The sequence below is a fragment of the Faecalicoccus pleomorphus DSM 20574 genome, from assembly GCF_000420345.1.
In the GTDB taxonomy this organism is placed as follows: Bacteria; Bacillota_I; Bacilli_A; order Erysipelotrichales; family Erysipelotrichaceae; genus Faecalicoccus; species Faecalicoccus pleomorphus.
This window is the reverse complement of record NZ_ATUT01000003.1, coordinates 1-26,277: the sequence shown is the minus strand read 5'-3', so window position 1 is coordinate 26,277 and position 26,277 is coordinate 1. Positions and strand designations below refer to the sequence as shown.

Annotated in this window: 39 protein-coding genes and 1 pseudogene; 39 read left to right on the top strand and 1 reads right to left on the bottom strand. The window is 41.2% G+C overall.

Annotated elements, in window-relative coordinates:
- Positions 1-106: 106 nt before the first annotated feature.
- The 12 genes and pseudogenes from G413_RS0102495 to G413_RS0102440 all read left to right on the top strand — a co-directional run bounded on the left by G413_RS0102495 (position 107) and on the right by G413_RS0102440 (position 11,653).
- Positions 107-886 (top strand): hypothetical protein, encoded by a 780-nt coding sequence (locus tag G413_RS0102495; RefSeq protein ID WP_022789371.1) that lies wholly within the window; start codon positions 107-109, stop codon positions 884-886.
- Positions 887-1,099: 213 nt separating this feature from the next.
- Positions 1,100-1,642 (top strand): DJ-1/PfpI family protein, encoded by a 543-nt coding sequence (locus G413_RS10715; RefSeq protein ID WP_022789369.1) that lies wholly within the window; start codon positions 1,100-1,102, stop codon positions 1,640-1,642.
- 223 nt (positions 1,643-1,865) lie between these two features.
- The gene (rpsL, locus tag G413_RS0102480; protein WP_022789368.1) at positions 1,866-2,279 is read left to right on the top strand and encodes a 30S ribosomal protein S12; all 414 of its coding nucleotides are present in this window, start codon (positions 1,866-1,868) and stop codon (positions 2,277-2,279) included.
- Positions 2,280-2,303: 24 nt separating this feature from the next.
- Positions 2,304-2,774 carry a 30S ribosomal protein S7 gene (gene rpsG, locus G413_RS0102475; RefSeq protein ID WP_022789367.1) on the top strand — a complete coding sequence of 157 codons (471 nt, stop codon included), beginning with the start codon at positions 2,304-2,306 and terminating at the stop codon, positions 2,772-2,774.
- A gap of 21 nt (positions 2,775-2,795) precedes the next feature.
- The gene (gene fusA / locus G413_RS0102470; protein WP_022789366.1) at positions 2,796-4,895 is read left to right on the top strand and encodes an elongation factor G; all 2,100 of its coding nucleotides are present in this window, start codon (positions 2,796-2,798) and stop codon (positions 4,893-4,895) included.
- Positions 4,896-4,967: 72 nt separating this feature from the next.
- Positions 4,968-6,152, top strand: a complete 1,185-nt coding sequence (tuf, locus tag G413_RS0102465; RefSeq protein ID WP_022789365.1) for an elongation factor Tu — start codon at positions 4,968-4,970, stop codon at positions 6,150-6,152.
- A 142-nt stretch (positions 6,153-6,294) separates the two neighbouring features.
- Positions 6,295-6,381: pseudogene (locus G413_RS12535) on the top strand (hypothetical protein); the annotation flags it as partial.
- Positions 6,376-7,092 carry a LysR family transcriptional regulator substrate-binding protein gene (locus G413_RS0102460; RefSeq protein ID WP_338066701.1) on the top strand — a complete coding sequence of 239 codons (717 nt, stop codon included), beginning with the start codon at positions 6,376-6,378 and terminating at the stop codon, positions 7,090-7,092. The pseudogene G413_RS12535 and the gene G413_RS0102460, both read left to right, overlap by 6 nt.
- 148 nt (positions 7,093-7,240) lie before the next feature.
- A complete protein-coding gene (locus G413_RS0102455; protein WP_037614317.1) occupies positions 7,241-8,659 on the top strand; it encodes an amino acid permease in 1,419 nt (472 codons plus the stop codon).
- An 88-nt stretch (positions 8,660-8,747) separates the two neighbouring features.
- The gene (locus G413_RS0102450; protein ID WP_022789362.1) at positions 8,748-10,067 is read left to right on the top strand and encodes a M18 family aminopeptidase; all 1,320 of its coding nucleotides are present in this window, start codon (positions 8,748-8,750) and stop codon (positions 10,065-10,067) included.
- Positions 10,064-10,693: a hypothetical protein gene (locus tag G413_RS11665; protein ID WP_022789361.1), complete on the top strand. Its 630-nt coding sequence runs from the start codon at positions 10,064-10,066 to the stop codon at positions 10,691-10,693. Before G413_RS0102450 ends, G413_RS11665 begins: the two co-directional genes overlap by 4 nt.
- 51 nt (positions 10,694-10,744) lie before the next feature.
- On the top strand, positions 10,745-11,653 hold the full coding sequence (locus tag G413_RS0102440; RefSeq protein WP_022789360.1) for an AEC family transporter: 909 nt from the start codon (positions 10,745-10,747) through the stop codon (positions 11,651-11,653).
- On the opposite strand, the gene G413_RS0102435 is transcribed toward G413_RS0102440, so the two are convergent.
- Entirely contained in the window at positions 11,650-12,864 is a 1,215-nt protein-coding gene (locus G413_RS0102435; protein WP_022789359.1) for an L-serine ammonia-lyase, iron-sulfur-dependent, subunit alpha, read from the bottom strand. The two genes, G413_RS0102440 and G413_RS0102435, sit on opposite strands and share 4 nt — an antisense overlap.
- Positions 12,865-13,128: 264 nt before the next feature.
- Between G413_RS0102435 and rpsJ the strand changes: the two genes are divergently transcribed.
- From rpsJ to G413_RS10705, 27 genes are all read left to right on the top strand, one after another.
- A complete protein-coding gene (gene rpsJ / locus G413_RS0102430) occupies positions 13,129-13,440 on the top strand; it encodes a 30S ribosomal protein S10 (RefSeq protein ID WP_022789358.1) in 312 nt (103 codons plus the stop codon).
- 14 nt (positions 13,441-13,454) lie between these two features.
- The gene (gene rplC / locus G413_RS0102425; protein ID WP_022789357.1) at positions 13,455-14,150 is read left to right on the top strand and encodes a 50S ribosomal protein L3; all 696 of its coding nucleotides are present in this window, start codon (positions 13,455-13,457) and stop codon (positions 14,148-14,150) included.
- Entirely contained in the window at positions 14,150-14,779 is a 630-nt protein-coding gene (gene rplD, locus G413_RS0102420; protein WP_022789356.1) for a 50S ribosomal protein L4, read from the top strand. The genes rplC and rplD overlap by 1 nt, the downstream gene beginning before the upstream one ends.
- Positions 14,779-15,072 (top strand): 50S ribosomal protein L23, encoded by a 294-nt coding sequence (gene rplW, locus G413_RS0102415; RefSeq protein ID WP_022789355.1) that lies wholly within the window; start codon positions 14,779-14,781, stop codon positions 15,070-15,072. Before rplD ends, rplW begins: the two co-directional genes overlap by 1 nt.
- 59 nt (positions 15,073-15,131) lie before the next feature.
- Complete coding sequence (rplB, locus tag G413_RS0102410) at positions 15,132-15,965, top strand: 50S ribosomal protein L2 (RefSeq protein WP_022789354.1); 834 nt, start codon at positions 15,132-15,134, stop codon at positions 15,963-15,965.
- A 17-nt stretch (positions 15,966-15,982) separates the two neighbouring features.
- Positions 15,983-16,258: a 30S ribosomal protein S19 gene (rpsS, locus tag G413_RS0102405; RefSeq protein WP_022789353.1), complete on the top strand. Its 276-nt coding sequence runs from the start codon at positions 15,983-15,985 to the stop codon at positions 16,256-16,258.
- A gap of 13 nt (positions 16,259-16,271) precedes the next feature.
- On the top strand, positions 16,272-16,607 hold the full coding sequence (rplV, locus tag G413_RS0102400; RefSeq protein WP_022789352.1) for a 50S ribosomal protein L22: 336 nt from the start codon (positions 16,272-16,274) through the stop codon (positions 16,605-16,607).
- A 10-nt stretch (positions 16,608-16,617) separates the two neighbouring features.
- Positions 16,618-17,469, top strand: coding sequence for a 30S ribosomal protein S3 (rpsC, locus tag G413_RS0102395; protein ID WP_022789351.1), 852 nt, complete (start codon positions 16,618-16,620; stop codon positions 17,467-17,469).
- Positions 17,469-17,885 (top strand): 50S ribosomal protein L16, encoded by a 417-nt coding sequence (rplP, locus tag G413_RS0102390; protein ID WP_022789350.1) that lies wholly within the window; start codon positions 17,469-17,471, stop codon positions 17,883-17,885. The genes rpsC and rplP overlap by 1 nt, the downstream gene beginning before the upstream one ends.
- Positions 17,885-18,088 carry a 50S ribosomal protein L29 gene (gene rpmC, locus G413_RS0102385; RefSeq protein WP_022789349.1) on the top strand — a complete coding sequence of 68 codons (204 nt, stop codon included), beginning with the start codon at positions 17,885-17,887 and terminating at the stop codon, positions 18,086-18,088. Before rplP ends, rpmC begins: the two co-directional genes overlap by 1 nt.
- Before the next feature lie 12 nt (positions 18,089-18,100).
- Complete coding sequence (rpsQ, locus tag G413_RS0102380; protein ID WP_022789348.1) at positions 18,101-18,358, top strand: 30S ribosomal protein S17; 258 nt, start codon at positions 18,101-18,103, stop codon at positions 18,356-18,358.
- Positions 18,359-18,376: 18 nt separating this feature from the next.
- The gene (gene rplN / locus G413_RS0102375; RefSeq protein ID WP_022789347.1) at positions 18,377-18,745 is read left to right on the top strand and encodes a 50S ribosomal protein L14; all 369 of its coding nucleotides are present in this window, start codon (positions 18,377-18,379) and stop codon (positions 18,743-18,745) included.
- Between the two features lie 12 nt (positions 18,746-18,757).
- Complete coding sequence (rplX, locus tag G413_RS0102370; protein WP_022789346.1) at positions 18,758-19,075, top strand: 50S ribosomal protein L24; 318 nt, start codon at positions 18,758-18,760, stop codon at positions 19,073-19,075.
- Between the two features lie 12 nt (positions 19,076-19,087).
- Positions 19,088-19,627, top strand: coding sequence for a 50S ribosomal protein L5 (gene rplE, locus G413_RS0102365; protein WP_022789345.1), 540 nt, complete (start codon positions 19,088-19,090; stop codon positions 19,625-19,627).
- 12 nt (positions 19,628-19,639) lie between these two features.
- Positions 19,640-19,825 carry a type Z 30S ribosomal protein S14 gene (locus tag G413_RS0102360; RefSeq protein WP_003864831.1) on the top strand — a complete coding sequence of 62 codons (186 nt, stop codon included), beginning with the start codon at positions 19,640-19,642 and terminating at the stop codon, positions 19,823-19,825.
- A gap of 17 nt (positions 19,826-19,842) precedes the next feature.
- Positions 19,843-20,241, top strand: a complete 399-nt coding sequence (rpsH, locus tag G413_RS0102355; protein ID WP_022789344.1) for a 30S ribosomal protein S8 — start codon at positions 19,843-19,845, stop codon at positions 20,239-20,241.
- Positions 20,242-20,255: 14 nt separating this feature from the next.
- Complete coding sequence (gene rplF / locus G413_RS0102350) at positions 20,256-20,801, top strand: 50S ribosomal protein L6 (protein ID WP_022789343.1); 546 nt, start codon at positions 20,256-20,258, stop codon at positions 20,799-20,801.
- Positions 20,802-20,821: 20 nt separating this feature from the next.
- Positions 20,822-21,178 carry a 50S ribosomal protein L18 gene (rplR, locus tag G413_RS0102345; RefSeq protein WP_022789342.1) on the top strand — a complete coding sequence of 119 codons (357 nt, stop codon included), beginning with the start codon at positions 20,822-20,824 and terminating at the stop codon, positions 21,176-21,178.
- 12 nt (positions 21,179-21,190) lie between these two features.
- Positions 21,191-21,700, top strand: coding sequence for a 30S ribosomal protein S5 (gene rpsE / locus G413_RS0102340; RefSeq protein WP_022789341.1), 510 nt, complete (start codon positions 21,191-21,193; stop codon positions 21,698-21,700).
- 15 nt (positions 21,701-21,715) lie between these two features.
- Positions 21,716-22,153, top strand: coding sequence for a 50S ribosomal protein L15 (rplO, locus tag G413_RS0102335; protein ID WP_022789340.1), 438 nt, complete (start codon positions 21,716-21,718; stop codon positions 22,151-22,153).
- 1 nt (position 22,154) lies between these two features.
- Complete coding sequence (secY, locus tag G413_RS0102330) at positions 22,155-23,450, top strand: preprotein translocase subunit SecY (RefSeq protein ID WP_022789339.1); 1,296 nt, start codon at positions 22,155-22,157, stop codon at positions 23,448-23,450.
- 21 nt (positions 23,451-23,471) lie between these two features.
- Complete coding sequence (locus G413_RS0102325) at positions 23,472-24,119, top strand: adenylate kinase (protein WP_022789338.1); 648 nt, start codon at positions 23,472-23,474, stop codon at positions 24,117-24,119.
- A 119-nt stretch (positions 24,120-24,238) separates the two neighbouring features.
- Positions 24,239-24,355 (top strand): 50S ribosomal protein L36, encoded by a 117-nt coding sequence (gene rpmJ, locus G413_RS11890; protein ID WP_081637596.1) that lies wholly within the window; start codon positions 24,239-24,241, stop codon positions 24,353-24,355.
- A gap of 13 nt (positions 24,356-24,368) precedes the next feature.
- The gene (rpsM, locus tag G413_RS0102320) at positions 24,369-24,734 is read left to right on the top strand and encodes a 30S ribosomal protein S13 (protein ID WP_022789337.1); all 366 of its coding nucleotides are present in this window, start codon (positions 24,369-24,371) and stop codon (positions 24,732-24,734) included.
- Positions 24,735-24,750: 16 nt separating this feature from the next.
- The gene (gene rpsK, locus G413_RS0102315) at positions 24,751-25,140 is read left to right on the top strand and encodes a 30S ribosomal protein S11 (RefSeq protein ID WP_022789336.1); all 390 of its coding nucleotides are present in this window, start codon (positions 24,751-24,753) and stop codon (positions 25,138-25,140) included.
- Positions 25,141-25,154: 14 nt separating this feature from the next.
- Positions 25,155-26,105: a DNA-directed RNA polymerase subunit alpha gene (locus tag G413_RS0102310; RefSeq protein WP_022789335.1), complete on the top strand. Its 951-nt coding sequence runs from the start codon at positions 25,155-25,157 to the stop codon at positions 26,103-26,105.
- Between the two features lie 14 nt (positions 26,106-26,119).
- Positions 26,120-26,277 (top strand): bL17 family ribosomal protein (locus G413_RS10705; RefSeq protein ID WP_022789334.1); only part of this gene is annotated, 158 nt, incomplete at its 3' end.

The following is a 26,277-nucleotide window of genomic DNA, read 5'->3' as shown; positions in this document are numbered from 1 at the left end:
TATAATAAAAAAATAGATAAATTTGGATGATGTTTTGTCTTTTTAAACGATGAAAATACTTTGTGACTGAAATCTAAATCGAGCATAATAAAATCAAAGGAGAGAAATGAAAGTTTGTAAATCTTGTGGAAAATCCTATGAAAGTGGTAAACATTGCGTAAAATGTGGTTGTGAATTAACAGAAGAGAATCCAGAAAACAATATGAAATCCAAGCCCAAGAAGATACTGATTCTCTTGTTGGTAATTTTGATCCTGGGGGTATTGACAGGGGGAAGCTATTTTCTCTTCTTTGCGAAAGCAAATGTGTCCTTGATGGATGAAGAGGATTGTACGATAACTTTTTATGGTACTAATGGTAAAGGAAAAGCAGATGTAGCATGTATGATGGACCCGGGGAATTATAATGATTTTTTCACAACAGTCAAATATACAGTAAAACCCAATGAAAATTTAAAGAATGGACAAACCGTTTATGTCGAAGCAAGATATGATGAAGAATCAGCTAAACATTATCGGACTCATCCCGTAAATACTTCGTTTAAAACAGAGGTAGAAGGATTGAAAGAACCAGTGGAAAAGCCAGTTCAAGAAGATACAACATTACAGTTTTCAAATTTGGAATCCGTCAAACAAATGATCGATTTTTTAAAGGAGCAGGGTCTGCCTATATCCGATGTCTTTTATTATGATCAGGCAACTATAATCGATGAAGAGCTGGAGCAGGTTGTTGATAAAGCTTATTTTGAAGATCAAACCATTGCGGGCAAGTCTTCCAAAGCTAATGCACATTTAAGCGGAGGTACGATCGAAATCTGTGCATCGAAACAAGCCGCCTATGATCGCTTAAATAAAGTCAATAGCATCGATCATCATCAATATATATAATTATGTATTTGGTAAAGTGTATGTTCGTTTGGATAAAGCTTTGTCCTTAGAGCAGGTACAGGCTTATGAAACGGTTTTTGATCAGATGAATAATGGGCAGACAGGAAGTGCTAAAACAATGCGCGATGCCAATTTTTAAAAAAGTAGAAAATGGAAGGAAATAGAATGAAAAAGATATATATGTATTTACTGCAAGGTTTGCCATTACAGTAGATGAAAGAAACTTCGTCATTTGAACTTTTTACTGTAGGGATATCGAAAGAGCCAGTCACAACTGCGGGAGGATTAAAAATCGTTCCGGATATCTGTATAAATGAAATGGATGAAGAACAGGCTGCTGCACTATTGTTGATTGGGCCAGATACATGGATGGAAGATCAACATCAGCCGATCTTGGAAAGAACTGTTTCTTTTCTGGAAGCTGGTAAAACGGTAGCGGCTATTTATGGGGCTACATTGGGGTTGGCAAAACAGGGGATTTTAAATAGGTATCAACATACAGGCAATGCTTTATTCTATTTACAGAGCATCGATACTTATAAAGGTTATTCCTATTATATTGATAAGGTTGCCGTTCAAGATCAAAATTTGATTACCGCAAGTTTTGCCGTTTCACTTCTTTGGATCAAATACATCATGGAAAATTTAAAGCTTTATTCAGAACAGACCTTGGATGCCTGGTATCGTTATTTTTCTATTGGTCAGGTTGAATATTTTGAAAAACTGATTGCTTCCTTTAATGAAGAAATTCACTAATGTGCAGACGCTAAATTGTCTTTTAAAGAATCTAAAATAGTTTATTTGTCGAAAGAACAAAATTTTTCATGAAAAAATTAAAAAAGTATTTGACATTGAAGTTTAAAAAATGTAATCTATTCGTGCATGCGTAAATGAGGGATTCGAAAGAATCCCATATAAAACGGATGAAAAAGACACACCCGGAAACGTGTGTTAAGAAGTTTTTGAAAGGAGGGTACTTATGCCTACAATCAACCAGTTGATTCGTAAAGGTCGTAAGGCCAGTCAGAACGTTTCAAAGTCACCAGCTTTGAACCGTGGGTACAACTCACTGAAGTCAAGACCAACTAACTTGTCCAGCCCACAGAAACGTGGAGTATGTACACGTGTTGGTACCATGACACCAAAGAAACCAAACTCAGCACTTCGTAAATATGCCCGTGTTCGTTTGAGCAACGGAATGGAAGTTACAGCTTACATTCCAGGTATCGGACACAACTTGCAGGAGCACAGTGTTGTATTGATTCGTGGTGGTCGTGTTAAGGACTTACCAGGTGTTCGTTACCACATCGTTCGTGGAACATTAGACTGTGCCGGTGTAAATGACCGTAAACAATCTCGTTCTTTATATGGAACTAAGAAACCGAAGAAGTAGTCAATCGTGAAAGGAGGAAATTAAATGCCTAGAAAAGGACACATTGCCAAACGTGATGTATTAGTTGACCCTATGTATAACTCCAAATTGGTCACTCGTCTGATCAATAAAATCATGATTGATGGTAAAAGAGGGGTTGCACAGACAATTCTGTACAACGCGTTTGAAATCGTTGAAGTAAAAACAGGAAAACAGCCAATGGAAGTTTTCGAACAAGCATTGGAAAACGTTATGCCTCAGTTAGAGCTGAAGGTTAGACGTGTTGGTGGTGCCAACTATCAGGTGCCAGTAGAAGTAAGTGACGAACGTCGTTTGACATTAGGTCTGCGTTGGATCGTTAACTATGCACGTTTAAGAAATGAAAAAACTATGGAACAGCGTTTAGCTGCAGAAATCATTGATGCATCTAACGGAACGGGTGCCAGCGTTAAGAAACGTGAAGACACTCATAAAATGGCGGAAGCAAATAAAGCCTTTGCTCACTACCGCTGGTAAGAAAGGAGAAAAGTTTAGTTTATGCCTAGAGAATATAGTCTGGAAAATACTCGTAACATTGGTATCATGGCGCACATCGATGCCGGTAAAACGACAACAACTGAACGTATCCTTTATTACTCTGGTGTTAACCATAAAATTGGGGAAACACATGAAGGTGCCAGTACAATGGACTGGATGGAACAGGAACAGGAACGTGGTATCACGATTACTTCTGCTGCCACAACTTGTCACTGGAAAAAATTAGATGGAACCGGACCGGAATGCCGTATCAATATCATCGATACACCAGGCCACGTTGACTTCACCGTAGAAGTTGAACGTTCTTTGCGTGTATTGGATGGTGCTGTAACCGTTCTGGATGCCAAAGCCGGTGTTGAACCGCAGACAGAAACTGTATGGCGTCAGGCGACGACATATGGTGTACCTCGTATCGTATTTGTCAACAAAATGGATGCGACAGGTGCAGACTTCATCATGTCTTGTAACACGATCATTGATCGTTTAGGAGCTAAGTCCTGCCCAATTCAGTTACCAATCGGTGCTGAAAGTGACTTCGAAGGTATCATCGATATCATCGAACGTAAGGCTTATACATTCAGTGGTGACTATGGACGTATCATTACGGAAATTGCCATTCCTGAAGAAAGCCAGGATTTAGTCGAAGAATATCGTGCTAAATTATTAGAATACTTAGCCGATTATGATGAAGATTTCATGATGATGGTTCTGGAAGGTGAAGAACCTGAAATCAGTGAAATCAAACGTGTATTGCGTATTGCCGTATGTGCTGGTGATTTCTTCCCGGTATTGTGTGGTTCCGCATACAAAAACAAAGGTGTTCAGCAGGTTCTGGATGCAGTTGTAGATTATCTGCCTAGCCCATTAGATGTACCGGCTATCAAAGGTACAACTTTGGACGGTGAAGAAGATGAACGTCATCCAAGCGATGATGAACCATTCTCAGCATTGGCATTTAAGATCGCAACAGACCCATTTGTAGGAAAATTAAGTTTCTTCCGTGTGTACTCTGGTACTGCAACTGCAGGAAGCTATGTATTGAACTCTACAAAGGATAAGAAAGAACGTTTCGGACGTATCGTACAGATGCACGCCAACCATCGTAAAGAAATCGATCAGGTTTGGGCCGGAGATATCGCTGCTGCCGTAGGTCTAAAGGTTACGACAACAGGGGATACGCTGTGTGATGAAAAACATCCAATCATTCTGGAATCTATGGAATTCCCTGAACCAGTTATCGAATTGTCTTTGGAACCAAAAACAAAAGCTGACCAGGATAAAATGGGCTTGGCTTTAAGTAAATTGGCTGAAGAAGACCCTACTTTCAAAACATATACAAACGAAGAAACAGGACAGACGATCATTGCCGGTGTTGGTGAACTTCACTTGGATATCATCGTTGACCGTCTGCGTCGTGAATTTAAGGTAGAAGCCAACGTAGGACAGCCTCAGGTTGCTTACCGTGAAACAATTCGTACCGCTGCTGACTGTGAAGGTAAATACATTCGTCAGTCTGGTGGTCGTGGACAATACGGTCATGTATGGATCAAATTCGAACCAAATGAAGAAGGTAAAGGATTTGAATTCGTGGATGCGATCGTTGGTGGTTCCGTACCAAGAGAGTACATCAAACCAACAGAAGAAGGTTTGAAGGATGCCTTAAATAATGGTATGATCGCCGGTTATCCGGTTATCGATATCAAAGCTACACTGTTCGATGGTTCTTACCATGATGTCGATTCCAGTGAAATGGCCTATAAGATTGCCGCCAGCATGGCACTTCGTGAAGCTGCCAAAAAGTGTAATCCGGTATTGTTGGAGCCAATCATGTTTGTTGAGGTAACAGCACCGGCTGAATACTTAGGTAGCGTTATGGGTGACGTTTCCAGTCGTCGTGGTTCTATCACAGAACAGGAAGAGCGCGGAAATGCCGTAATCGTACGTGCTCACATTCCATTGTCAGAAATGTTTGGTTACGTAACTGACTTGCGTAGCTTTACACAGGGACGTGGAACTTACTCCATGAAATTTGATCACTACTCTGAAGTTCCTAAGAGCATTGCAGAGAAGATCATTAAAGAGAATTCAAGCGAAAACTAGTTGCTTTTCGCTTGGTTCTAAAGTACAATGTTTTTGCATGAATTTTAATTTTTAATTAGGAGGAAAACTAAAATGGCAAAGGAAAAATTTGACAGAAGTAAAACCCATGTTAATATTGGTACAATCGGTCATGTTGACCATGGTAAAACAACATTAACAGCTGCTATTACGAACGTATTGGCTCAGAAAGGTCAGGCCAAAGCAACTGCTTACGATCAGATCGACGGTGCTCCAGAAGAAAAAGAACGTGGAATCACAATCAACACAGCTCACGTTGAATATGAAACTGAGAAACGTCACTATGCACACGTTGACTGCCCAGGCCACGCCGACTACGTTAAGAACATGATCACTGGTGCTGCTCAGATGGATGGTGCTATCCTTGTAGTAGCTGCATCTGATGGACCTATGCCTCAGACTCGTGAACACATCTTGTTGGCTCGTCAGGTAGGTGTACCTTACATCGTTGTTTACTTGAACAAATGCGACATGGTTGATGACGAAGAATTGATCGACTTAGTAGAAATGGAAGTTCGTGAACTTCTTAATGAATATGGATTCGATGGAGACAACACACCAGTTATCCGTGGTTCTGCATTGAAGGCTTTGGAAGGCGATCCAAAATATGTTGAATCTATCAACGAATTGATGGATGCTGTTGACAGCTGGATTCCAGATCCTGAACGTGACATCGATAAACCATTCTTGATGGCTGTAGAAGACGTTATGACTATTTCTGGTCGTGGTACTGTTGCTACAGGACGTGTTGAACGTGGACAGGCTCACTTGAACGACGAAGTTGAAATCGTTGGTATCAAAGAAACTCGTAAGACAGTATTAACTGGTTTGGAAATGTTCCACAAACAGTTGGACGTTGCTCAGGCTGGTGACAACATCGGTGCTTTGCTTCGTGGTATCGCACGTGATGAAATTCAGCGTGGACAGGTTTTAGCTAAACCAGGAAGTGTACACCCACACACTACTTTCAAGGCTCAGGTTTACGTACTGACTAAAGAAGAAGGTGGACGTCACACTCCATTCGTTTCTAACTACCGTCCTCAGTTCTACTTCCGTACAACTGACGTAACTGGTGTTATCACTCTTCCAGAAGGAACTGACATGGTAATGCCTGGTGACAACGTTGAAATGTCTGTAGAATTGATTCACCCAATCGCTATCGAAAACGGAACTAAGTTCTCTATTCGTGAAGGTGGACACACTGTAGGTGCCGGAAACGTTACTGAAATCATCGGATAATTTCGATTAAACAATGATTGTAAACCGCTGGAAACAGCGGTTTTTTTAATAAGGGGGGAATTATGGATTTAGAAAAATGTAAAGCGCTGGTACAGGTCATTGATACGAAAAGTCTATCCAAAGCAGTTAAAAACTAGGTTATACACCCAGTGGTCTTTCTCGAATGATTTCCAGTTTAGAAAAAGAAATGGGATTTACCTTGTTGCGAAGAAATCATGATGGTATGTTTCCAACCAATGAGTGCAGTCATCTTTTAAGTGACATACGAGAGCTTTTATATCAAAACCAACTGTTGGACCAAAAAGTATCTGATATCAATGAATTATACGTTGGTGAAATCGAAATCGGTGTTTCACATCGCTATTATTACGATACATTTTCCTTGGCTATGAAGAATTTCAGTAAGGTTTATCCAGATGTGGATTTAAAGATACGTCATGGATACAGTTCTTATCTGGTGCAGGAGCTGAAACAACATCGATTGGATCTATGTATTGTATCCAAACGAGAATTGGGAGATTGTCAATGGATACCAATCACAAAAGATGAGATGTTGGCATGGATTCCCAAGAATCATAAATTAGCAAGTGAAGACAAAATATCTGTCAAAGAATTTGAAAAAGAAAATGTGATTTTTACCTATCCCGGAGAAGACACGGATAATCAACGAGTTTTTCAGAAACATAAAATATATCCACATCGTCAGTTTTCTACTTTGGAGCTCTACGCCAGCTTTGCGATGGTAAAGCAGGGGTTAGGAATATCTATGGATAATCGTTTATCAGCCTGGGGTATGGAAGAAGGAATATTATATAAGTCTCTGGATCCTCAAGAATATATTGAAATCGGTATTGCGCTGCAGTCCAATCCTTCCCCGGCGGTACAGGAATTTATGAAATATTTGTTGCCTCTATTAAAAAACGAAGCAACTTCTCTTTAAGAAAATGGTGGAATATTGTATATATATTGCGAAAAAGTCAAACCCTCTTTGACAATTACGCAAAAATATGTGATTATATATGTACTTGTTTGCTTTGGGAAAGGAGTTGTAAATAGTGGATAATTCTCAAAAGAAAATCAAGTGGTACATGTTGGCGTTCATGTGCTTCTCCACATTATGGGGATTTGGTAACGTAGTTAACGGTTTCATGTACTTCAACGGAATCCAGGTAATGTTCTCTTGGATCTTGATGTTCGCTTTGTTCTTCGTACCATATGCATTGATGGTAGGTGAACTTGGTTCTGCATTTAAAGATCTAGGTGGAGGTGTTACCTCTTGGGTTCAGGAAACAGCAGGTTCTAAAGTTGGTTACTATGCTGGTTGGACGTATTGGGCATGTCACGTTTCATACATTGCTTCCAAAGGGTCCGGTGGTTTAAAAGCGTTGAGCTGGATGGTATTCCAGAATGCGGAAACGTATGACACATTCCCTACATTGTATGTACAGTTGGCTACATTAGCTGTATTCTTGTTCTTCTGCTGGGTTGCAAGCCGTGGTTTGAACCCATTGAAGAAACTGGCTACATTGGCTGGTTCCAGTATGTTTGTCATGAGTATCCTGTACATCTTGATGATGTTTGCGGCACCGGTAATCAATCCAAACGGTGGATTCGTAAACATGGACTTCAGCTTGGACAACCTGATTCCTACATTTGATGTAAGCTACTTCACAAACTTGTCAATCTTAGTATTTGCGGTTGGTGGTATCGAAAAGATTTCTCCATATGTAAATAAGATGGATGGAAACCCTGCTCGTGAATTCCCTAAGAGTATGATCTTTGCGGCTGTTATGGTTATCGTTTGTGCTATCTTCGGTACGATTGCAATGGGTATGATGTTTGATCCAAATGTTGTATTCGCAAGCGAAGAAGCTACAAACTCTTACATTGCCAACGGTGCTTATATCGCCTTTGAGAAATTAGGTGAATACTATGGTGTAGGTAATGTATTGATGATCATCTATGCATTGTGTAATGCCATTGGACAGTTCTCTACATTGGTTGTAAGTATCGATGCTCCTTTGCGTATGTTATTGGAAGACCCTATCACAAGCCAGAGTGTTCCAAAACAATTGTTGAAGAAGAACAAATACGGTGCTTTCATCAATGGTATCTGGATGGTAGTTATTCTGTCAGGTGCTATTATCTTAGCGCAGACATTTGTTCCAGGTGCTGCCAATGTATTGGCTCAGTTGAATAAGTTGAACTCTGTAACAATGCCACTTCGTTACTTGTGGGTATTCTTTGCTTATATTATGCTTCGTAAAGTGGCAGACGAAAAATTCCCTCGTGAATACAAATTCGTTAAGAGCAGAGGTATCGGTAAAGTATTTGGTGTTTGGTGTTTCTTAGTTGTATTGGTATGTTCTGTATTGGGTATGTACTCTCCAGATCCATTCACAATGTTCTTGAACATCATCACACCAGTTGTCATGGTATTGTTAGGTCTGATCTTCCCTGTTATCCGTAAAAAACAGGACGAAAGAGACGGAACAACTAACGCTTAATGAAAATCGAGAAACGATTCCTTCGGGAGTCGTTTTCTTTTGAGTTTTTAGTGTCTATAGTTTAGAATAGTCTAAGGAGGATACTATTATGAACAATATTGAAATTTCAAATGAATTGATGGATTTTATTCAAAGCAGTCCAAGCATGTTCCATTCGGTAAAAACCGTGCGTGATTATTTGGAGCAGGCTGGATTCACATATTTACCGGAAGGTAAACCATGGCACCTGGAAAAAGGAGAAGGGTATTACACGATTCGTAATCACTCCAGCATCATTGCCTTTAAATTGGGAAGCGTGTTAGATGATTATCATTTCCAGATGACGGCAGCTCATTCCGATTCGCCAACATATAAGATCAAGAGCGTTCCGGAATTAGAAGGGCCAAATGAATATTTACGTTTAGATGTAGAAGCTTATGGCGGTATGATCGATTCTACATGGTTTGATCGTCCGTTAACGATTGCCGGACGTGTATTGGTACAGGAAGGCAACAAAATTGAAAGTCGCTTATTATATATTGATAAAGACTTGTTGTTGATTCCTAATGTAGCCATCCATTTCAACCGCAACATCAACGATGGTTATAAATATAATCGTCAGGTTGATCTTTGTCCTCTATTCTCAACCGGTGAGTTGAAGAAGGGTGACTTTGATAAGATGGTTGCGGATGAATTAGGTGTAGAAGTCGAACAGATCTTAGCTAAAGACTTATTCTTAGTTAATCGTCAAAAACCGGTGATCTGGGGTTACAAAAATGAATTTGTTTCTACACCAAAACTGGATGACTTACAATGTGCCTTTGTTTCTTTAAAAGCATTTATTGAGTCTGAAAACAAACATGCGATCAATGTCTGCTGCGTATTCGATAATGAAGAAGTTGGATCGAATACAAAGCAGGGAGCTATGTCCACTTTCTTATATGACACATTACAGCGTATCAACTTAGGTTTGGGAAAGGATGCCGAAGATTATTATCAGGCCATCAGCAAGTCCTTCCTGGTAAGCTGTGATAATGCGCATGCGGTACATCCAAACCATCCGGAAAAAACGGATGCGGTCAACTGTTCGATGATGAACAAAGGACCGGTCATCAAAGAAAGTGCAAACCAGAAATATACGACAGATGCCTTTAGCCGTGCCTTATTTACTTGTATCTGTAAAGAAGCCGGTGTACCGGTACAGACTTTTGCCAACCGTAGCGATGTGGTCGGTGGATCTACATTAGGAAACTTGTCCAATACACAAGTAAGTGTACATGCCGTAGATATCGGACTTCCGCAGCTGGCTATGCATTCCAGCTATGAAACGGCCGGTATCAAAGATACAGGCTATGCGATTGAAGCATTAAAAGCTTACTTTGGAACAAATGTAGAGATCGATGAGGCGCAGAAAGTAGTTTTTGAATGATCGATCTGACAAAATATACTTGGCTGAAACCTCATCTTCCTTTACCGGAAACGTTAGAGGAACAAGAGGACTTTCAAGACATCTTAAAAGCAATTGAGAAAAAGGAATCCAATCTGGGATTGCGCAATCTATATGCCAATTATTATTTAGATCAGCTTCAGAAGGCAAAGGAAGAAGGACGCAGCCTGCACTATGAAGGAAATTTAGGCAAGGAAATTCGTTCCTGGGCGAAATCACAATCGTTTAAGAAATTTAAGGAAACGTATTTAAAAGAAGACAAGGCAAAGTTTCAGCTGTCGGGTATCGTGATCGTCATTACCGGCACTTTGATCCTTTTCTTTCTTCGAGCTATTCTGGCACAGGAATTTGTCGTAAATTTCAGTGTAGATGCGATCGTCGGAGCCATTGCGATGGTCTTCTTCTATCGGAATATGAAGATGAAAATGCGGTTGATCAAAAGCTATACACCGGTACGTGATTATCTGTACATGGATATTGCCAGCTTTGTGATGTGCATTTTATTAAAGATGTGGCTTCCTCCGGCTTTTGATGTTTCGATTATTGTCCTGGTCATCGCTTATTATGTACAAAGGCGAAAGTTTGAAAATTTTTTAAAGACCGTTTAGAATGACTACAGAGAATTTCTCTGTAGTTTTTTTTGAAGGGAAGCGAAAGATATGCTTGATTTACAACTGGAAATCTTTTTGTTGATCTTAGCTGGTTTTGTTTTAGCAAAGCTGGGCTATTTTTCCAAGCAGACCCGAAAACAGTTGACCAATATTGTCTTATGTCTGGTCTTGCCTTGTGCAACGATCCAATCTTTTGAAATCAAGGTTGATCAACAGCTGCTTGTATCCATGATCCTGGTTTTTATGATTTCTGTGGGCATTCAGCTTTTGTATTTGATCTTTTGTAAAAGCTGTTGGAATGGAATCAAAGATGATCGTAAACCTTCTTTACAATATGGAACTATGGTTTCCAATGCCGGGTTTATGGGAATGCCGGTAGCACAAAGCGCGTTTGGTCCGACGGGATTATTGTATGCATCGATTTTTTTGATTCCGCAAAGAGTTTGTATGTGGAGCTATGGTGTATCGCTTTATGAAAAAGGGACAAGACAGGAAGTGATTCGAAAGGTTGCCACCAATCCTTGTATTGTGGCGATCTATATAGGAATCGTGCTCATGGTACTGGGGATGTTTGATATTCACCTGCCAAAGTTTATAGATGATACGATTGACGCAATCGGAGATTGTAATACAGCTTTAAGCATGATCGTGATTGGCGGGATCTTAAGCGATGTGCCAAAAGAAAAGATATTTGATCATATCTCTATTTTATATAGTGCCCTGCGTTTATTGGTATTGCCGCTTTTGATCTTTGCGATTCTTTTAGTCTTGCCGGTTGAATCTATGGTTCGCAATGTCTGTGTTCTTTTATCGGCTATGCCAGCTGCCAGTACGACGGCTATGTTGGCACAGCGCTATGAAAAAGATCCTGAATTTGCATCCAGGATCATCTTCGTATCAACTTTATTGAGTATGTTGACATTACCATTGATTTTTCTTTTACTGGAATGGCTTTAGCCATTCTTTTTTGTAGGCACAACGACAGCTAAACCGCCTAAGGCACTTTCCTTTAATTCTAAGGGAAGTTTGCTGCCGGTCAGATTCATCGTTTTGACGACCATATCAAAGCTGACACGGTTTTTCTTAACGTTGCGTAAATATTTTGCCAGACGGGCAGCATCCAGACTGCGAAGGCTGGCAACGGCATTTCTTTCGATGCATGGAATCATGACATAACCGCCGACCGGATCACAGGTCAAGCCTAAGTGATGCTCCAGTCCGATTTCAGCAGCACATTCAATCTGTGCGTTATTTTCAAAGTTACAGGAGCTGACAAAGGCGGCTCCCATACTGCAGGCAGCACCAACTTCTGCCTGACAACCGGCCTTGGCTCCGGATATCGTAGCGTTATGTTGAATGAGATTACCGATCAGACCGGCTACTTTAAGGCCCTGGATCAGAGTATCTTTGGGATAGTTTTCATCTTTATAAAAATGATAGAGAAGACTAGGCAATACACCGCAGCTGCCCATAGTTGGTGCGGTAACGACCATACCGCCGCTGGCGTTTTGTTCACTGGCCGCATAAGCATAGCTGGAGAGTAAAAGACTTTTTCTTTCAATCAGATCATCACAGCTGTTAGCACTCTGGTACAATGCACTGGCTACCCTGTCGATTTCTAAGGAGCCTGGCAGCTTACCGATCGTATTTAATCCTTTGTCAACACATTCGATCATCGCATCAAAGATCTTATCCATATAGCTGTTTAACGATTCATCTTCAAACTGATCGATATACTTATCTAAGCGAAGATGATGTTGTTTACAATAGCCTTGAATATCATCCATAGAATTATGTGGATAGACATGTGTTTCTTCCGATTCCTGCTCCTGATCCTTTAAAATTTTACCGCCGCCTATAGATATATAGATATGTTTTCCTAAAGTATCGTGTTCTTTAAAGGCTTCGATGGTCATCGTGTTTGGATGCTCGCATTGTGTCTTTAGATCGAAGGTGATCGTACAATGGGTAGGAAAAAAGGTCTTTTCGATAATTTTATCAGTGAGATGGCCTTTTCCGGTCAAAGCCAGAGAGCCAAATAATGTAACTTTAAATTCATCGGCGTCGGGGTAATGTTCCAGCATGTCCTGACTGGCGCGCATAGGGCCAAAGGTATGAGAGCTGCTGGGACCCGGACCGATCTTATAAATATTTTGAATACTTTGCATAGTGTGTATCTCCTTGACCAAAACGGTCTTATTTATCCATACAAAAGAGTAGCATAACCATCGAAAAAAGGATAGTAAAGAACCGGCAAAATCCATAAGGAAAAAAGTGAAAAAAGCACTTGAATGAATCGTGTAGTTATGGTATCATCATTGCGCACTGCGTAGAAGTGCGAGGTTGCTGACCCACTGAGAAGCGTTGTCATGGGTGGCGTCAGGGAATTCGCATGGAGCATGTATATCTCGAATATACGAAAGGAGTTAAACATGGCAAAAAACACAATTCGAATTCGCTTAAAAGCGTATGAGCACCGCATCTTAGATGACAGTGCCAAGAAAATCGTCGAAACAGTGACGAAACACGGAGCTAAAAAAGTTGTTGGTCCCGTTCCGTTGCCAACGGAAAAACAAGTTGTAACAATTCTACGTGCCGTTCACAAATATAAAGATTCTCGTGAACAGTTTGAAATGCGTACGCACAAGCGTTTGATTGAGATTGTTGCACCGACAAAGGAAACGATGGATTCTTTACAGAGACTGGAACTTCCTAGTGGTGTAGACATCGAAATTAAACTTTAATGGAGGTGTCGAAGATGAAAGGATTATTAGGAAGAAAATTAGGAATGACACAGGTCTTCACCGAAGATGGTGTATTGATTCCGGTAACCGTTGTTGAAGCAACTCCAAATGTTGTTCTTCAGAAGAAAACAGTGGAGAGTGACGGATACAATGCGATTCAGTTAGGATTTGAAGAAATCAAAGAAAAACGTACAACAAAGGCAAATGTAGGACATTGTGCTAAAGCAAACACTAGTCCGAAACGTAGTATTCAGGAAGTACGTGACTGTGAATTGGATGTAAACGTTGGGGATTTGGTTGACGTTACGATCTTCGAAGCTGGTGAAACAGTGGATGTGATCGGTACCAGCAAAGGTAAAGGTTACAATGGTACGATCGTTCGTAACAATGCGCACCAGGGTCCAAAGAGCCACGGTGGTTCTAAGAACATTCGCCATATCGGTTCTTTAGCTACAAACGGTATTACATCTCGCCAGGGACGTATCATGAAAGGTACGATCATGGCTGGTCAGGAAGGTGGATACAGAACAACAAACCAGAACCTGACAGTGATCAAAGTAGATAAAGAAAACAACTACTTGTTGATTAAAGGAAACGTGCCAGGACCTAAAAAAGGATTTGTGATGGTTCGTACCGCAAAGACTTCTAAGGGAAATAAAGCGCCGGTTACTTTAGTTGACTATAGTGCAAATAAGGAGGTTCAGGAATAATGGCAAAGATTGATGTGATCAACCAGGAAGGAAAAGTAGTTTCTTCTCTTGAACTGAATGATGCCGTATTTGGTATCGAACCAAATCAGCAGGCTTTATTTGATGCGTTAAAGATGCAGTTGGCAGGTCGTCGTCAGGGTACGGCTTCCACAAAAGGACGCAGCGAAGTCAGCGGTGGTGGACGTAAGCCATACCGTCAGAAGGGTACAGGTCGTGCTCGTCAGGGTTCCATTCGTGCTACACAGTTCCGTGGCGGTGGAACAGTATTCGGAGCTACACCACGTAATTACAGCTACCGTATCAACAAAAAAGTACGTCGCTTGGCTTTGAAATCTGCCTTGAGTGAAAAAGTGGCAGAAACAGCCTTTAGCGTATTAGATAAGTTCGAAGTTGCAGAACCTAAGACAAAGACATTTGTTTCTATCATGGAAGCAATTCAGGCGCCTAAGAAAACGTTATTCGTTGTTGGACAGAACGAAGATGTACAGAATGCTTACTTATCAAGCCGCAATGTTCCAGGTTGCACAATGATGAGAAGTGATCTGATCAACGTATTTGATCTGGTACATGCCAACAAGATCGTTATGACAAGCGCTGCAGTACAAGAAGTTGAGGAGGCACTTGCATAATGACTGATTACAGAGATATCATTCTTCGCCCGATCATCACAGAAAAAACAATGAAGATGATGGCAGAAGATAACAAAGTGACATTTGAAGTTGCCAAGGGTGCAAATAAAGTATTAGTTCGTCAGGCTGTGGAAGCTTTGTTCAAAGTTGAAGTTGTAAAAGTCAACATGCAGAACACAAAGCCTAAGACAAAACGTGTTGGAAGATACACAGGAAAAACGAGTGCAGTTCATAAAGCAATCGTTAAGATCAAAGAAGGTCAGTCAATCGATTTATTCGGTGAGGCTGAATAATCAGGGAGAAGACGCTATTTCCTGAATAAATATTGCGATAAGGAGGAAAAAGAAAGTTTATGCCAATTAAGACGTATAAACCAACGACACCAGGACGTCGTGGGATGACATCTTTGACATTTGAAGAAATCACAACTTCAAAACCAGAGAAAAGTCTGTTAGCTCCATTGAAGTCTAAAGGTGGACGTAATAACACAGGACGTATCACAACACGTCATAAAGGTTCTGGACATAAGAGAGCCTACCGTATTATCGATTTCAAACGTAACAAGGATAACATCCCTGCTCGCGTTAAAACGATCGAATACGATCCAAACCGCAGTGCTAACATTGCCTTGTTAGTATATGCCGATGGAGAAAAACGTTACATTCTTGCACCAAAGGATTTACAGGTAGGAATGAGCGTAATTTCCGGTGTTGAAGCAGATATCAAAACGGGAAATGCTATGGAATTGAAGAATATGCCAGAAGGTACATTCGTTCATAACGTTGAATTAAAACCTGGTAAAGGTGGACAGATGGCTCGTAGCGCCGGATGCTCTGCTCAGATTCTGGGTATTGAAGAAAAATACGTTACTTTGCGTTTGACTTCCGGAGAAGTTCGTAAAGTGTTAGGAAACTGCCGTGCTACAGTTGGTATCGTCGGAAACGAAGATTACAGCTTAGTAAACATCGGTAAAGCCGGACGTAACCGTCATAAAGGTATTCGTCCTACCGTACGTGGTTCTGTTATGAACCCTAACGATCACCCTCATGGTGGTGGTGAAGGTCGTACACCAATCGGACGTAAATCTCCAATGACTCCTTGGGGTAAAAAAGCTCTGGGTGTTAAGACACGTCGTGCTAAGAAAGCCAGCACTAAATTGATCGTGCGCCGTCGTAACGGTAAATAGGAAAAGGAGGAAAGAACATGAGTCGTAGTTTGAAAAAAGGACCTTTCTGTGATGAACATCTGATGAAAAAGGTCGAAGCATTAAATGCCTCAAACAAAAAAGAAGTTATTAAAACATGGAGTCGTCGTTCTACTATCTTCCCTCAGTTTGTTGAACACACATTTGCGGTTTACAACGGTAAGGAACACGTACCAGTTTATGTAACAGAAGATATGGTTGGTCACAAATTAGGTGAATTTGTTCCAACTCGTAAATATGCAAGTCATGGATCAGATGACAAGAAATCACGTTAATTAGGAGGATATCATGGAAGTAAAAGCAACAGCGAAAACTCTACGTATTCAGCCTCGTAAAGCAAGACTTGTCTTAGACTTGATCCGCGGCAAAGACGTAGAAGAAGCAAAAGCAATTTGCAAGTTCACTCCCAACAAAGGTGGATATCTGGTTGGAAAAGTTTTGAACTCTGCCATTGCCAATGCGGTAAACAACAATGATTTAGATGAAGAAAAGCTTTATGTTAAAGCTTGCTGGGCCAATGAAGGTATTACTTTAAAACGTTATATGCCTCGTGCAAAAGGTAGTGCCAGCCCAATTATGAAACGTACAAGCCACATCACAGTTGTAGTGGCTGAGAAAGAGTAGGAGGTTCGCCATGGGACAGAAAGTAAGCCCGATCGGGATGCGTGTTGGTATCATTCGTGACTGGCAGTCAAGATGGTACGCAGACGATAAAGAATTCGGATCCCTTCTGATCGAAGATGTTAAGATTCGTGAATTCATCGAAAACTATTATGAAAAATTGTCGAACGCAGCACAGGATAAGAGAAAAGCGGATCCTCAGATCTCTCGTATTGAAATCGAACGTACTAAAAATCGTGTAACGATCATCGTTCGTACGGCTCATCCAGGTGTTGTGATCGGACAGGATGGAAAATCTATCGAAGGTCTGAAAAAACAACTGGAAAAAATGGTTAATGCCGGTGTTAAAAAAGATTCTAAAAACAAAAAGACGATCCAGATCAACGTTGTCGAAGTAGCCAATCCAAACTTGGATGCTCGTTTGGTTGCCCGTTGGATCGCTAATGAATTGGAACAGCGTAAGAGCTTCCGTGCTACACAGAAAAAAGCAATCCAGAACTCTATGCGTGCTGGTGCCAAGGGTATCAAAACAGCTGTATCTGGTCGTTTAGGTGGTGCCGATATGGCTCGTACAGAAGGATATTCTGAAGGTGTCGTACCATTGCATACATTGCGTTCTGACATTGATTATGCATGGGAAGAAGCGGCTACAACATACGGACGTTTAGGTGTTAAAGTATGGATCTGTCGTGGTGAAGTACTGCCTGGAGAAATGGTAAAAGAACCAGAAGCTCCCAAACAGCGTCCAATGCGCGGAAGAAACCGCAACAACCGTAATCGTCGTCCAAACGGACGTGCTCCTCAGCAGAATGCGGCTCCTGCAAAGGAACAGGCTCCTGTTGAAAACAAAGGAGGTAACGAATAATGTTGATGCCTAAGCGTACAAAGTATAGACGTCCACATCGTTTAAGCTACGAAGGTCGTAGTAAAGCCGGTCGTTCTATTGACTTTGGTGAATTTGGTTTGGTTGCCGAAAGTGGAAACTATGTTAGCAACCGTCAGATCGAAGCTGCCCGTATTGCCATGACACGTTATATGAAACGTGGAGGTAAAGTATGGATTCGTATTTTCCCTCACATGGCAAGAACTAAAAAACCTTTGGAAGTACGTATGGGTTCCGGTAAAGGTGCTCCAGAAGGATGGGTTGCTGTAGTACAGCCTGGACGAGTAATGTTCGAAGTTGGTGGAGTAAGTGAAGAAGTAGCTCGTGAAGCGCTTCGTCTTGCCAGCCACAAGCTTCCTGTTAAGACTCGTTTTGCGAGAAAAGGAGAAGTGAAATAATGTTAGCTAAAGAAATTCGTGAAAAGACAAATGAAGAACTTCTTGCTCAGATCGATGCTTTAAAAGAAGAGTTATTCAATCTCCGCTTCCAGCAGGCTACAGGACAGCTGGAAAACACGGCACGTTTAAAAACTGTTAAGAAGACGATTGCCCGTATCAAAACAGTTATGACAGAGCGTGAAAATGCGCAAGGTCAAGAGTAGGAGGGTATGACGATGGAAAGAAATGTACGTAAAGTATATCGTGGTACTGTCGTAAGTGATGCGATGGATAAAACAATCACGGTTGTAGTAGAAACGAAGAAAACACACCCTTTATACGGTAAACGTGTTAAATATTCAAAGAAATTCAAAGCGCATGATGAAAAGAATGAAGCTCATGTAGGAGATCGCGTAGAGATCATGGAAACTCGTCCATTGTCTGCTACAAAGCGTTTCCGCTTGGTAAGCATCATTGAGAAAGCGCGTGTATAGGACTAGGAGGGCGAAACAATGATTCAAAACGAGAGTCGTTTACGCGTCGCTGACAACACCGGAGCTAAAGAAGTATTAGTTATTCGTTGTTTAGGGGGAAGCGTAAGAAAATTTGCAAACATCGGTGATATCGTTGTGTGTACTGTAAAACAGGCCACTCCTGGTGGAACCGTTAAAAAAGGTGATGTAGTCAAAGGTGTTATCGTTCGTACAAGACGTGGTGTCCGCCGTGAAAACGGTACTTACATCCGTTTTGATGACAATGCCGTTGTATTGATCAAAGATGATAAGACGCCTAGAGGAACACGTATTTTCGGCCCTGTTGCTCGTGAATTACGTGATAACGATTTCATGAAGATCGTATCTCTGGCTCCGGAAGTATTATAGGAGGTGTGCCAAGTGAGAATTAAAAAAGGTGATAGAGTCAAAGTTATTACTGGTGCTTACAAGGGCACAATCGGTGAAGTAACTTCTGTATATCCAAAAGAAGATAAGGTTATTGTGGAAGGTGTAAACATGGTGAAAAAACACCAGAAACCGACACAGGCCAATCCAGATGGCGGAATTATTGAAAAAGAAGCTAAGATTCACGTTTCCAATGTAATGCTTTGGGATGAAAAGAGCAAAAAAGCTTCCCGTATCAAAATGGAAGTAAAAGAAGACGGAACTAAGGTGCGTGTCTATAAGACAAGCGGAAAAGAAGTTAAGGTTAAATAAGGAGGATAAGACATGAACCGTTTACAGGAAAAATATAAAAACGAAGTCATTCCTCAGCTTATGAAAGACTTCAACTACAAATCCGTAATGCAGGTACCGCAGATCGAAAAAGTGGTCGTAAATATCGGTGTTGGAGATGCCATCCAAAATGCGAAATTGTTGGATGAAGCTGTTGAGGAATTGGCAGCCATTACTGGACAGGCTCCGGTAATCACAAAAGCAAAGAAATCCATTGCCAACTTCAAATTGCGTGAAGGTATGTCAATCGGATGTAAAGTTACATTGCGTAAAGAAAAAATGTATGACTTCTTAGATAAGTTGTTCAACATTTCTTTGCCACGTGTTCGTGACTTCCGTGGAGTTTCTGACACTAGCTTTGATGGTCGTGGAAACTATACATTAGGAATTAAAGAACAGATCATTTTCCCTGAAATTGATTTTGATAAAGTAAACCGTACACGCGGAATGGATGTTGTCATCGTAACAACCGCAGAAACAAATGAAGAGGCTAAAGCCCTGCTTGAAAAAATGGGTATGCCTTTCAAGAAGTAGGAGGAACGTAAAATGGCTAAGAAATCAATGATCAACAAACAGCAACGTCCTCAGAAATTTAAAGTTCGTGAATATACACGCTGCGAAAGATGTGGACGTCCACACTCAGTATTGAGAAAATATAAATTATGTCGTATTTGCTTCAGAGAATTGGCTTATAAAGGTCAGATTCCTGGTGTGAAAAAGGCAAGCTGGTAAGAAGGAGGCATATAACAATGATTATGACTGATCCAATTGCGGACATGCTGACAAGAATCCGCAACGCATTGCAACAAAAACATGAAACTGTTAGTATGCCTGTCAGCAAAGAAAAGAAAGCTATTGCTGAAATCTTAAAAGAAGAAGGATACATTACAGACTATAAAGTGGAAGGTGAAGGTGTTCATAAAGACCTGACGATCACTTTAAAGTACACAGAAGATAACAAGAAGATCATCTCTGGTCTTCGTCGTATCTCTAAACCTGGCCTTCGTGTTTATGCACAGGTTGAAAATCTGCCTCGTGTATTAAACGGTTTAGGAATTGCCATTATCTCTACAAGTAATGGTATGATGACCGATAAAAACGCAAGAAAGAACCACTTAGGTGGCGAAGTCATTGCGTATATCTGGTAATAGGAGGATAAAGAATGTCACGTATCGGGAATAAACTGATTACCATTCCTGCTGGCGTAAGTGTGGAAGTCGCTGCAGGTAATGAGGTGACTGTAAAAGGTCCTAAGGGAACTTTATCTCGTAAGTTCTCTGACTTGATGCAGATCAACGTTGAGGGAACTGAGGTCACTGTAGTACGTCCAAATGACGAAAAACACACTAAACAATTACATGGTACGACTCGTGCTTTGTTACATAACATGGTCGTAGGAGTTTCTGAAGGATTTACGAAAGGACTGGAACTGGTTGGTATCGGTTTCCGTACCGCTGTAAAAGGAAATACTTTAACGATGAATGTTGGTTATTCTCATCAGGTAGAAATGCAGATTCCGGAAGGATTGGATGTAACTTGTCCAAGTGCTACTGAAATCAGTGTATCTGGAATCGATAAACAACTTGTTGGTGAATTTGCTGCTAATGTTCGTGCTGTTCGTAAGCCAGAACCTTACAAAGGAAAAGGTATTCGCTATAAAGGTGAATATATCCGTCGTAAGGAAGGTAAGACAGCTGGTAAGAAGTAGTGGGAAGGAGATCTTAAGATATGATTAAAAAACAATCACGCAATGCACAGCGTCTTCGTCGTCACGCTCGTGTACGTACAAAAATCAGCGGAACTCCTGAATGCCCACGTTTGAGTGTATTTAGAAGTAACGCACACATTCATGTTCAGCTTATTGATGATGTAAACATGAAGACTTTGGCATCTGCCAGCAGCTTGGCAATGAAACTTGAAAATGGTGGTAATGTGGAAGCCGCTAAACAAGTGGGTGCTGAAATCGCAAAACGCGCTAAAGAAGCTAACATCACAAAGGTTGTATTCGACCGTGGTGGATATATTTACGCAGGACGTGTAAAAGCTCTTGCCGATGCAGCTCGTGAAGCTGGCTTGGAATTTTAGGAGGTCGCACACATGGCAGAAAGAAAACAACCTAGAAGAGAGCAGAAAGAATTCGAAGAACAAGTTGTTGCAATTAACCGTGTAACAAAAGTTGTTAAAGGTGGACGTCGTTTCCGTTTCTCTTGTCTTGTAGTTATCGGTGACCGTAAAGGTCGCGTAGGTATGGGAACAGGAAAGGCAAACGAAGTACCGGATGCAATTCGTAAAGCGGTTGAAGATGCTAAGAAAAACTTGTTCACCGTTCCAATCGTAGGAACAACTATTCCACATGATACAATCGGTAACTATGGTGCAGGAAGCGTATTTATGCGTCCGGCCAGCGAAGGTACCGGTGTTATCGCCGGTGGTGCTGCCCGTTCTGTATTAGAATTGGCCGGTATCTCCGATATCTTAACAAAATGTTTAGGTTCTCGTACGAAGATCAACGTTGTTCGTGCAACCGTTGAAGGATTGAAATCCCTGACAACTTTAGAAGAAGTTGCTCGTCTTCGTGGAAAGAAACCAGAAGAAATTCGCGGGTAAGCAGGAGGTTGAAGTATGAAATTACATGAAATGACACAGACGGAAGCTTCCAAAACAAGAAACCGCGTAGGTCGTGGACCTGGAAGCGGAAATGGTAAAACTTCCGGACGCGGACAAAAAGGTCAAAAAGCCAGAAGTGGTGGAGGAGTTCGTCTTGGATTTGAAGGTGGACAGACACCATTGGCAAGACGTTTACCAAAAAGAGGATTTACAAACTTTAATCGCAAAGAATATGCTATAGTTAATGTAGAAACTCTGAATCAGTTTGATGAAGGTACTGAAATCAATGCAGCTTTACTGCTGGATAAGAAGATTATTCGTAAAGAATTAGCTGGTTTAAAAGTTTTAGGTGATGGAGAGTTAACTAAAAAATTAGTTGTAAAAGCAAACAAATTCTCTGCATCAGCTAAAGAAGCAATAGAAAAAGCAGGCGGAACAGCCGAGGAGATCTAAAATGATATCGAGCTTTAAGGCAATAATTAAAAATAAAGATATTCGTAATCGAATTCTCTTTACTTTATTTGCCTTTCTTGTATATCGTTTAGGGTCTGCAATTACTGTTCCGGATGTAAATACAACCGATTTAGTCGCCGGTTTAGAGGATAATTCCCTCTTTGCCATGCTGAATCTTTTAGGAGGTGGAGGTCTTGAACAGTTCTCCATCTTTGCCTTAGGTGTTACACCGTATATCACGGCTTCTATCATCATCCAGTTACTGAGTATGGATGTGATTCCGCCGTTGTCAGAATTGGCTAAGTCTGGAGCTAAAGGACGCAAGCAGTTAGATAAATATACACGTTATCTAGCTGTGATCTTTGGCTTTGTTCAATCCTTCTCCTTAGTATATGGTTTCTCAAGTACCTATACAGGACTGATTGAGGGCGGAGCCACAATGAGTAAGATTCTGTATATCGCAACGATCTTTACAGCAGGAACGATGTTTCTTGTATGGATCGGTGACCAAATCTCGACCAAAGGGATTGGAAATGGTATTTCTATGGTCATCATGGCCGGTATCGTAGGAAGATTACCAAGACAGTTTAGTTCCGCATGGACTTCTTTGATCGGAGATGATCCAACGGGGCAGGGAATTGGTTTATTTATCGGTTACATCGTTGTATATTTGATTATTATTATTTTCGTAACATTGATCAATACGGCCGAACGACGTATTCCTATACAATATACGTCAAGTTCTATCAGTTTATCGAAACAGAGTAAATCAAACTATTTACCGTTGAAACTGAATTCGGCCAGTGTAATCCCTGTAATCTTTGCCTCATCGCTGATGATGGCACCCTTACAAATTGCCAGTTTCTTTGCATCGAATAAAGTCACTAGTGTGATGACTGATTGGCTGGGAATGAGAACTTGGTATTCATTAGTGATTTATGTACTATTGATCTTATTCTTTACGTTCTTCTATACGAAGATGCAGGTCAATCCGGAAAAGATTGCGGAGAACTTAGGAAAATCTGGTGCTTACATTCCAAGTGTGCGTCCGGGAAAAGAAACAGAAAACTATGTGAATCGTGTTTTATCTCGATTGACAACTTTGGGTTCTGTTGCGCTAGCCCTGGTAGCTGTACTTCCACATTTAATGCCGTTAATCTGGACTGAAATGAACACATCAATGGCGCTCGGTGGAACGGGAATGATCATCGTTGTCGGTGTCGCCATCGAAACTGTACGACAAGTACAAGGTTTGATTACACAGAAATCGTATAAGAATTATTTTGAAGACGAATAAAATCGTCTAGGGAGCTGAAGTATGAACATCTTTATCATGGGTGCCCCTGGAAGCGGAAAAGGGACATTCTCGAGCCGTATCAAAGAAGAATTCGATTTGAATCATATCAGTACCGGTGATATCTTCCGGGCAAACATTGCCGGAGGCACTGAATTAGGTATGCAGGCAAAAGCCTATACGGAAAAAGGTCTGCTAGTACCGGATGAGATTACCAACAACATGGTTAAAGAGTACTTGAGCCAATTATCGGATAAAAAGAATGGATATTTATTAGATGGATATCCAAGAACATTGGATCAGGCTAAAGCCTTTGAAAAGATGACAGAAGGAACCGATCTGATGGTTGATGAAATTGTTGTGATGGATGTTCCATTTGATGAATTGACACGTCGCATAACAGGACGTCGCAGTTGTAAACACTGTGGAGAAATCTACAACATTTATTCAAAACCGCCGGTAAAGGAAGGGATTTGTGATAAATGTGGTTCTGAATTATCACAAAGAAAAGATGATAATGAAGAAAGTCTAAAAACTCGTTTAGAGGAATATGCGAAAAACACAGAGCCTGTTATCGCATACTATGAAGAAAAAGGAATGGTCAAGAGAATTGATGCGACCGCTGGCATTGAAGAAATCTGGCCTGTTTTAAAAGAAGCTTTAAGCAAATAAATTGCGCATCTTTATGCGCAATTTACTTGCGTTATATTTTTTAAACTACGTTACTGTTAAAATCCGCATAGCACTATACGCATTTTAACAGGATTATACGTAGAGAAAGGATTAGACAAATGAAAGTAAGACCATCCGTAAAACCGATGTGCGACAAATGCCGAGTAATACGACGCAAGGGTCGCGTCATGGTAATTTGTGAAAACCCAAAACACAAACAAAGACAAGGAAACTAAGTAGGAGGAAACAATGGCACGAATTGCAGGAGTAGATATTCCAAACGACAAGCGTGTGGTGATCGCCTTAACCTATATCTATGGGATCGGGAAGAGCACGTCCGAGAAAGTATTGGAAGAGACAAAAATCGATGAGAACATCCGTGTAAAGGATCTAAGTGAAGAACAGATGAACGCGATCCGAAAGGCCATCGACAAGATCAAGGTCGAAGGGGATCTGCGAAGAGAAGTACAGTTGAACATCAAGCGACTGATGGAGATCGGATGCTACAGAGGGATCCGACACAGAAAGGGACTGCCGGTCAGAGGACAGAGAACGAAGACCAATGCGAGAACACGCAAAGGGAAAGCGAAGACGGTAGCCAACAAGAAGAAGTAGGAAGGAAGAGTAGAGTATGGCAAAGGTACAGAGAAGAGGAAAACGCCGCGTCAAGAAGAATATAGCACGCGGATGTGCACATATCCACTCGACTTTCAACAATACGATCGTAACGATCACAGATGAGAGTGGAAACGCGGTAGCATGGAGCAGTGCGGGGGCCTTAGGGTTCAAGGGAAGCCGAAAGAGCACACCGTATGCGGCACAGCTAGCCGGAGAAGCAGCGGGTAAGGCTGCAATGGATCATGGAATGAAGACGGTCAGCGTGGAAGTGAAAGGACCGGGGCCGGGACGTGAAGCAGCTGTCAGAGCCTTGCAGGTAGCCGGACTGAGCATCACGATGATCAATGATGTGACCCCAATTCCACACAATGGATGTCGTCCGCCAAAACGACCTCGTGGATAGAAAGGAAGTGTCGAATGCAGGAATTTGAAAGAGCTTTATTTCATAAGGAATCGGTTGATGAAGAAAACAACAAAGGCTCTTATGTATTCGAGCCTTTGGAAAGAGGGTTTGGTACTACAGTAGGAAGTACCTTGTGCAACGTCATGTTGTCTAACCTTCCTGGATGTGCCATCATCGGCTATCGTGTGGAAGGTTTAAATGAAGAAAAGACAAGTGTTGAGGGTCTTTTAGAAGATGTAACAACACTTTCCTTACGCATTAAAGAATTACGATTAAACTGTCAGCAGGAAGGTGTGTTTACTTTACACATTTCCAAAAAAGGACCGGCTACGGTACAGGCAGCTGACATCATCTGTCCGGAAGAAGTAACGATCAAAGATCCGGAACAGGTAATCTGTAATCTGGAGAAGGGAAATTCTCTGGAAATGGATCTGTTTGTGACAAATGGATTCGGTTATAAAAGCGCATTAGAAAATGAAAAGGATTATGCATTGGATGCCGATACGATTGCACTGGATGCTTTGTTTACGCCGGTACGCAGTGCACAGTATCTTTCTGAACCGGCTCGTGTAGGCCAGGATGCCAAATACGACAAGGTTCATATCGAAGTGGAAACCAATGGAACGATCAGCCCGCTGCAGGCAATCAGCCAGGCTGCCGGCGTTATGGTCGATCATTTGGATGCATTGATCCCATTAGCGGATCTGCATTTGGAAGAAAGCTTTGTGGTACAACAGCCACATGAAGAAGATGTGAAAAAAGTCAACACGATGATGATCGAAGATCTGGATCTTTCCGTACGTTCTTATAACTGTTTGAAACGTGCCGGTATTCAGACAGTTGATGAATTGACGCAAAAAACTGAAGATGAAATGATGCATGTAAAGAACTTAGGTAAAAAGTCTTTGAAAGAAGTCAAAGACAAAATGTACCAGTTAGGATTGTTCTTTAAATCGTATGAGTAGGAGAACGATAAAGTATGTGGAATCGTAAATTAGGACGTACCGCCGATCATCGTAAAGCGTTGTTAAGAAACATGGCAACATCTTTGATTGAAAGCGGACAGATCGAAACAACAGAAATGAAAGCCAAAGAATTAAGTGCTGTAATGGATCAGCTTGTGACACTGGCCAAGAG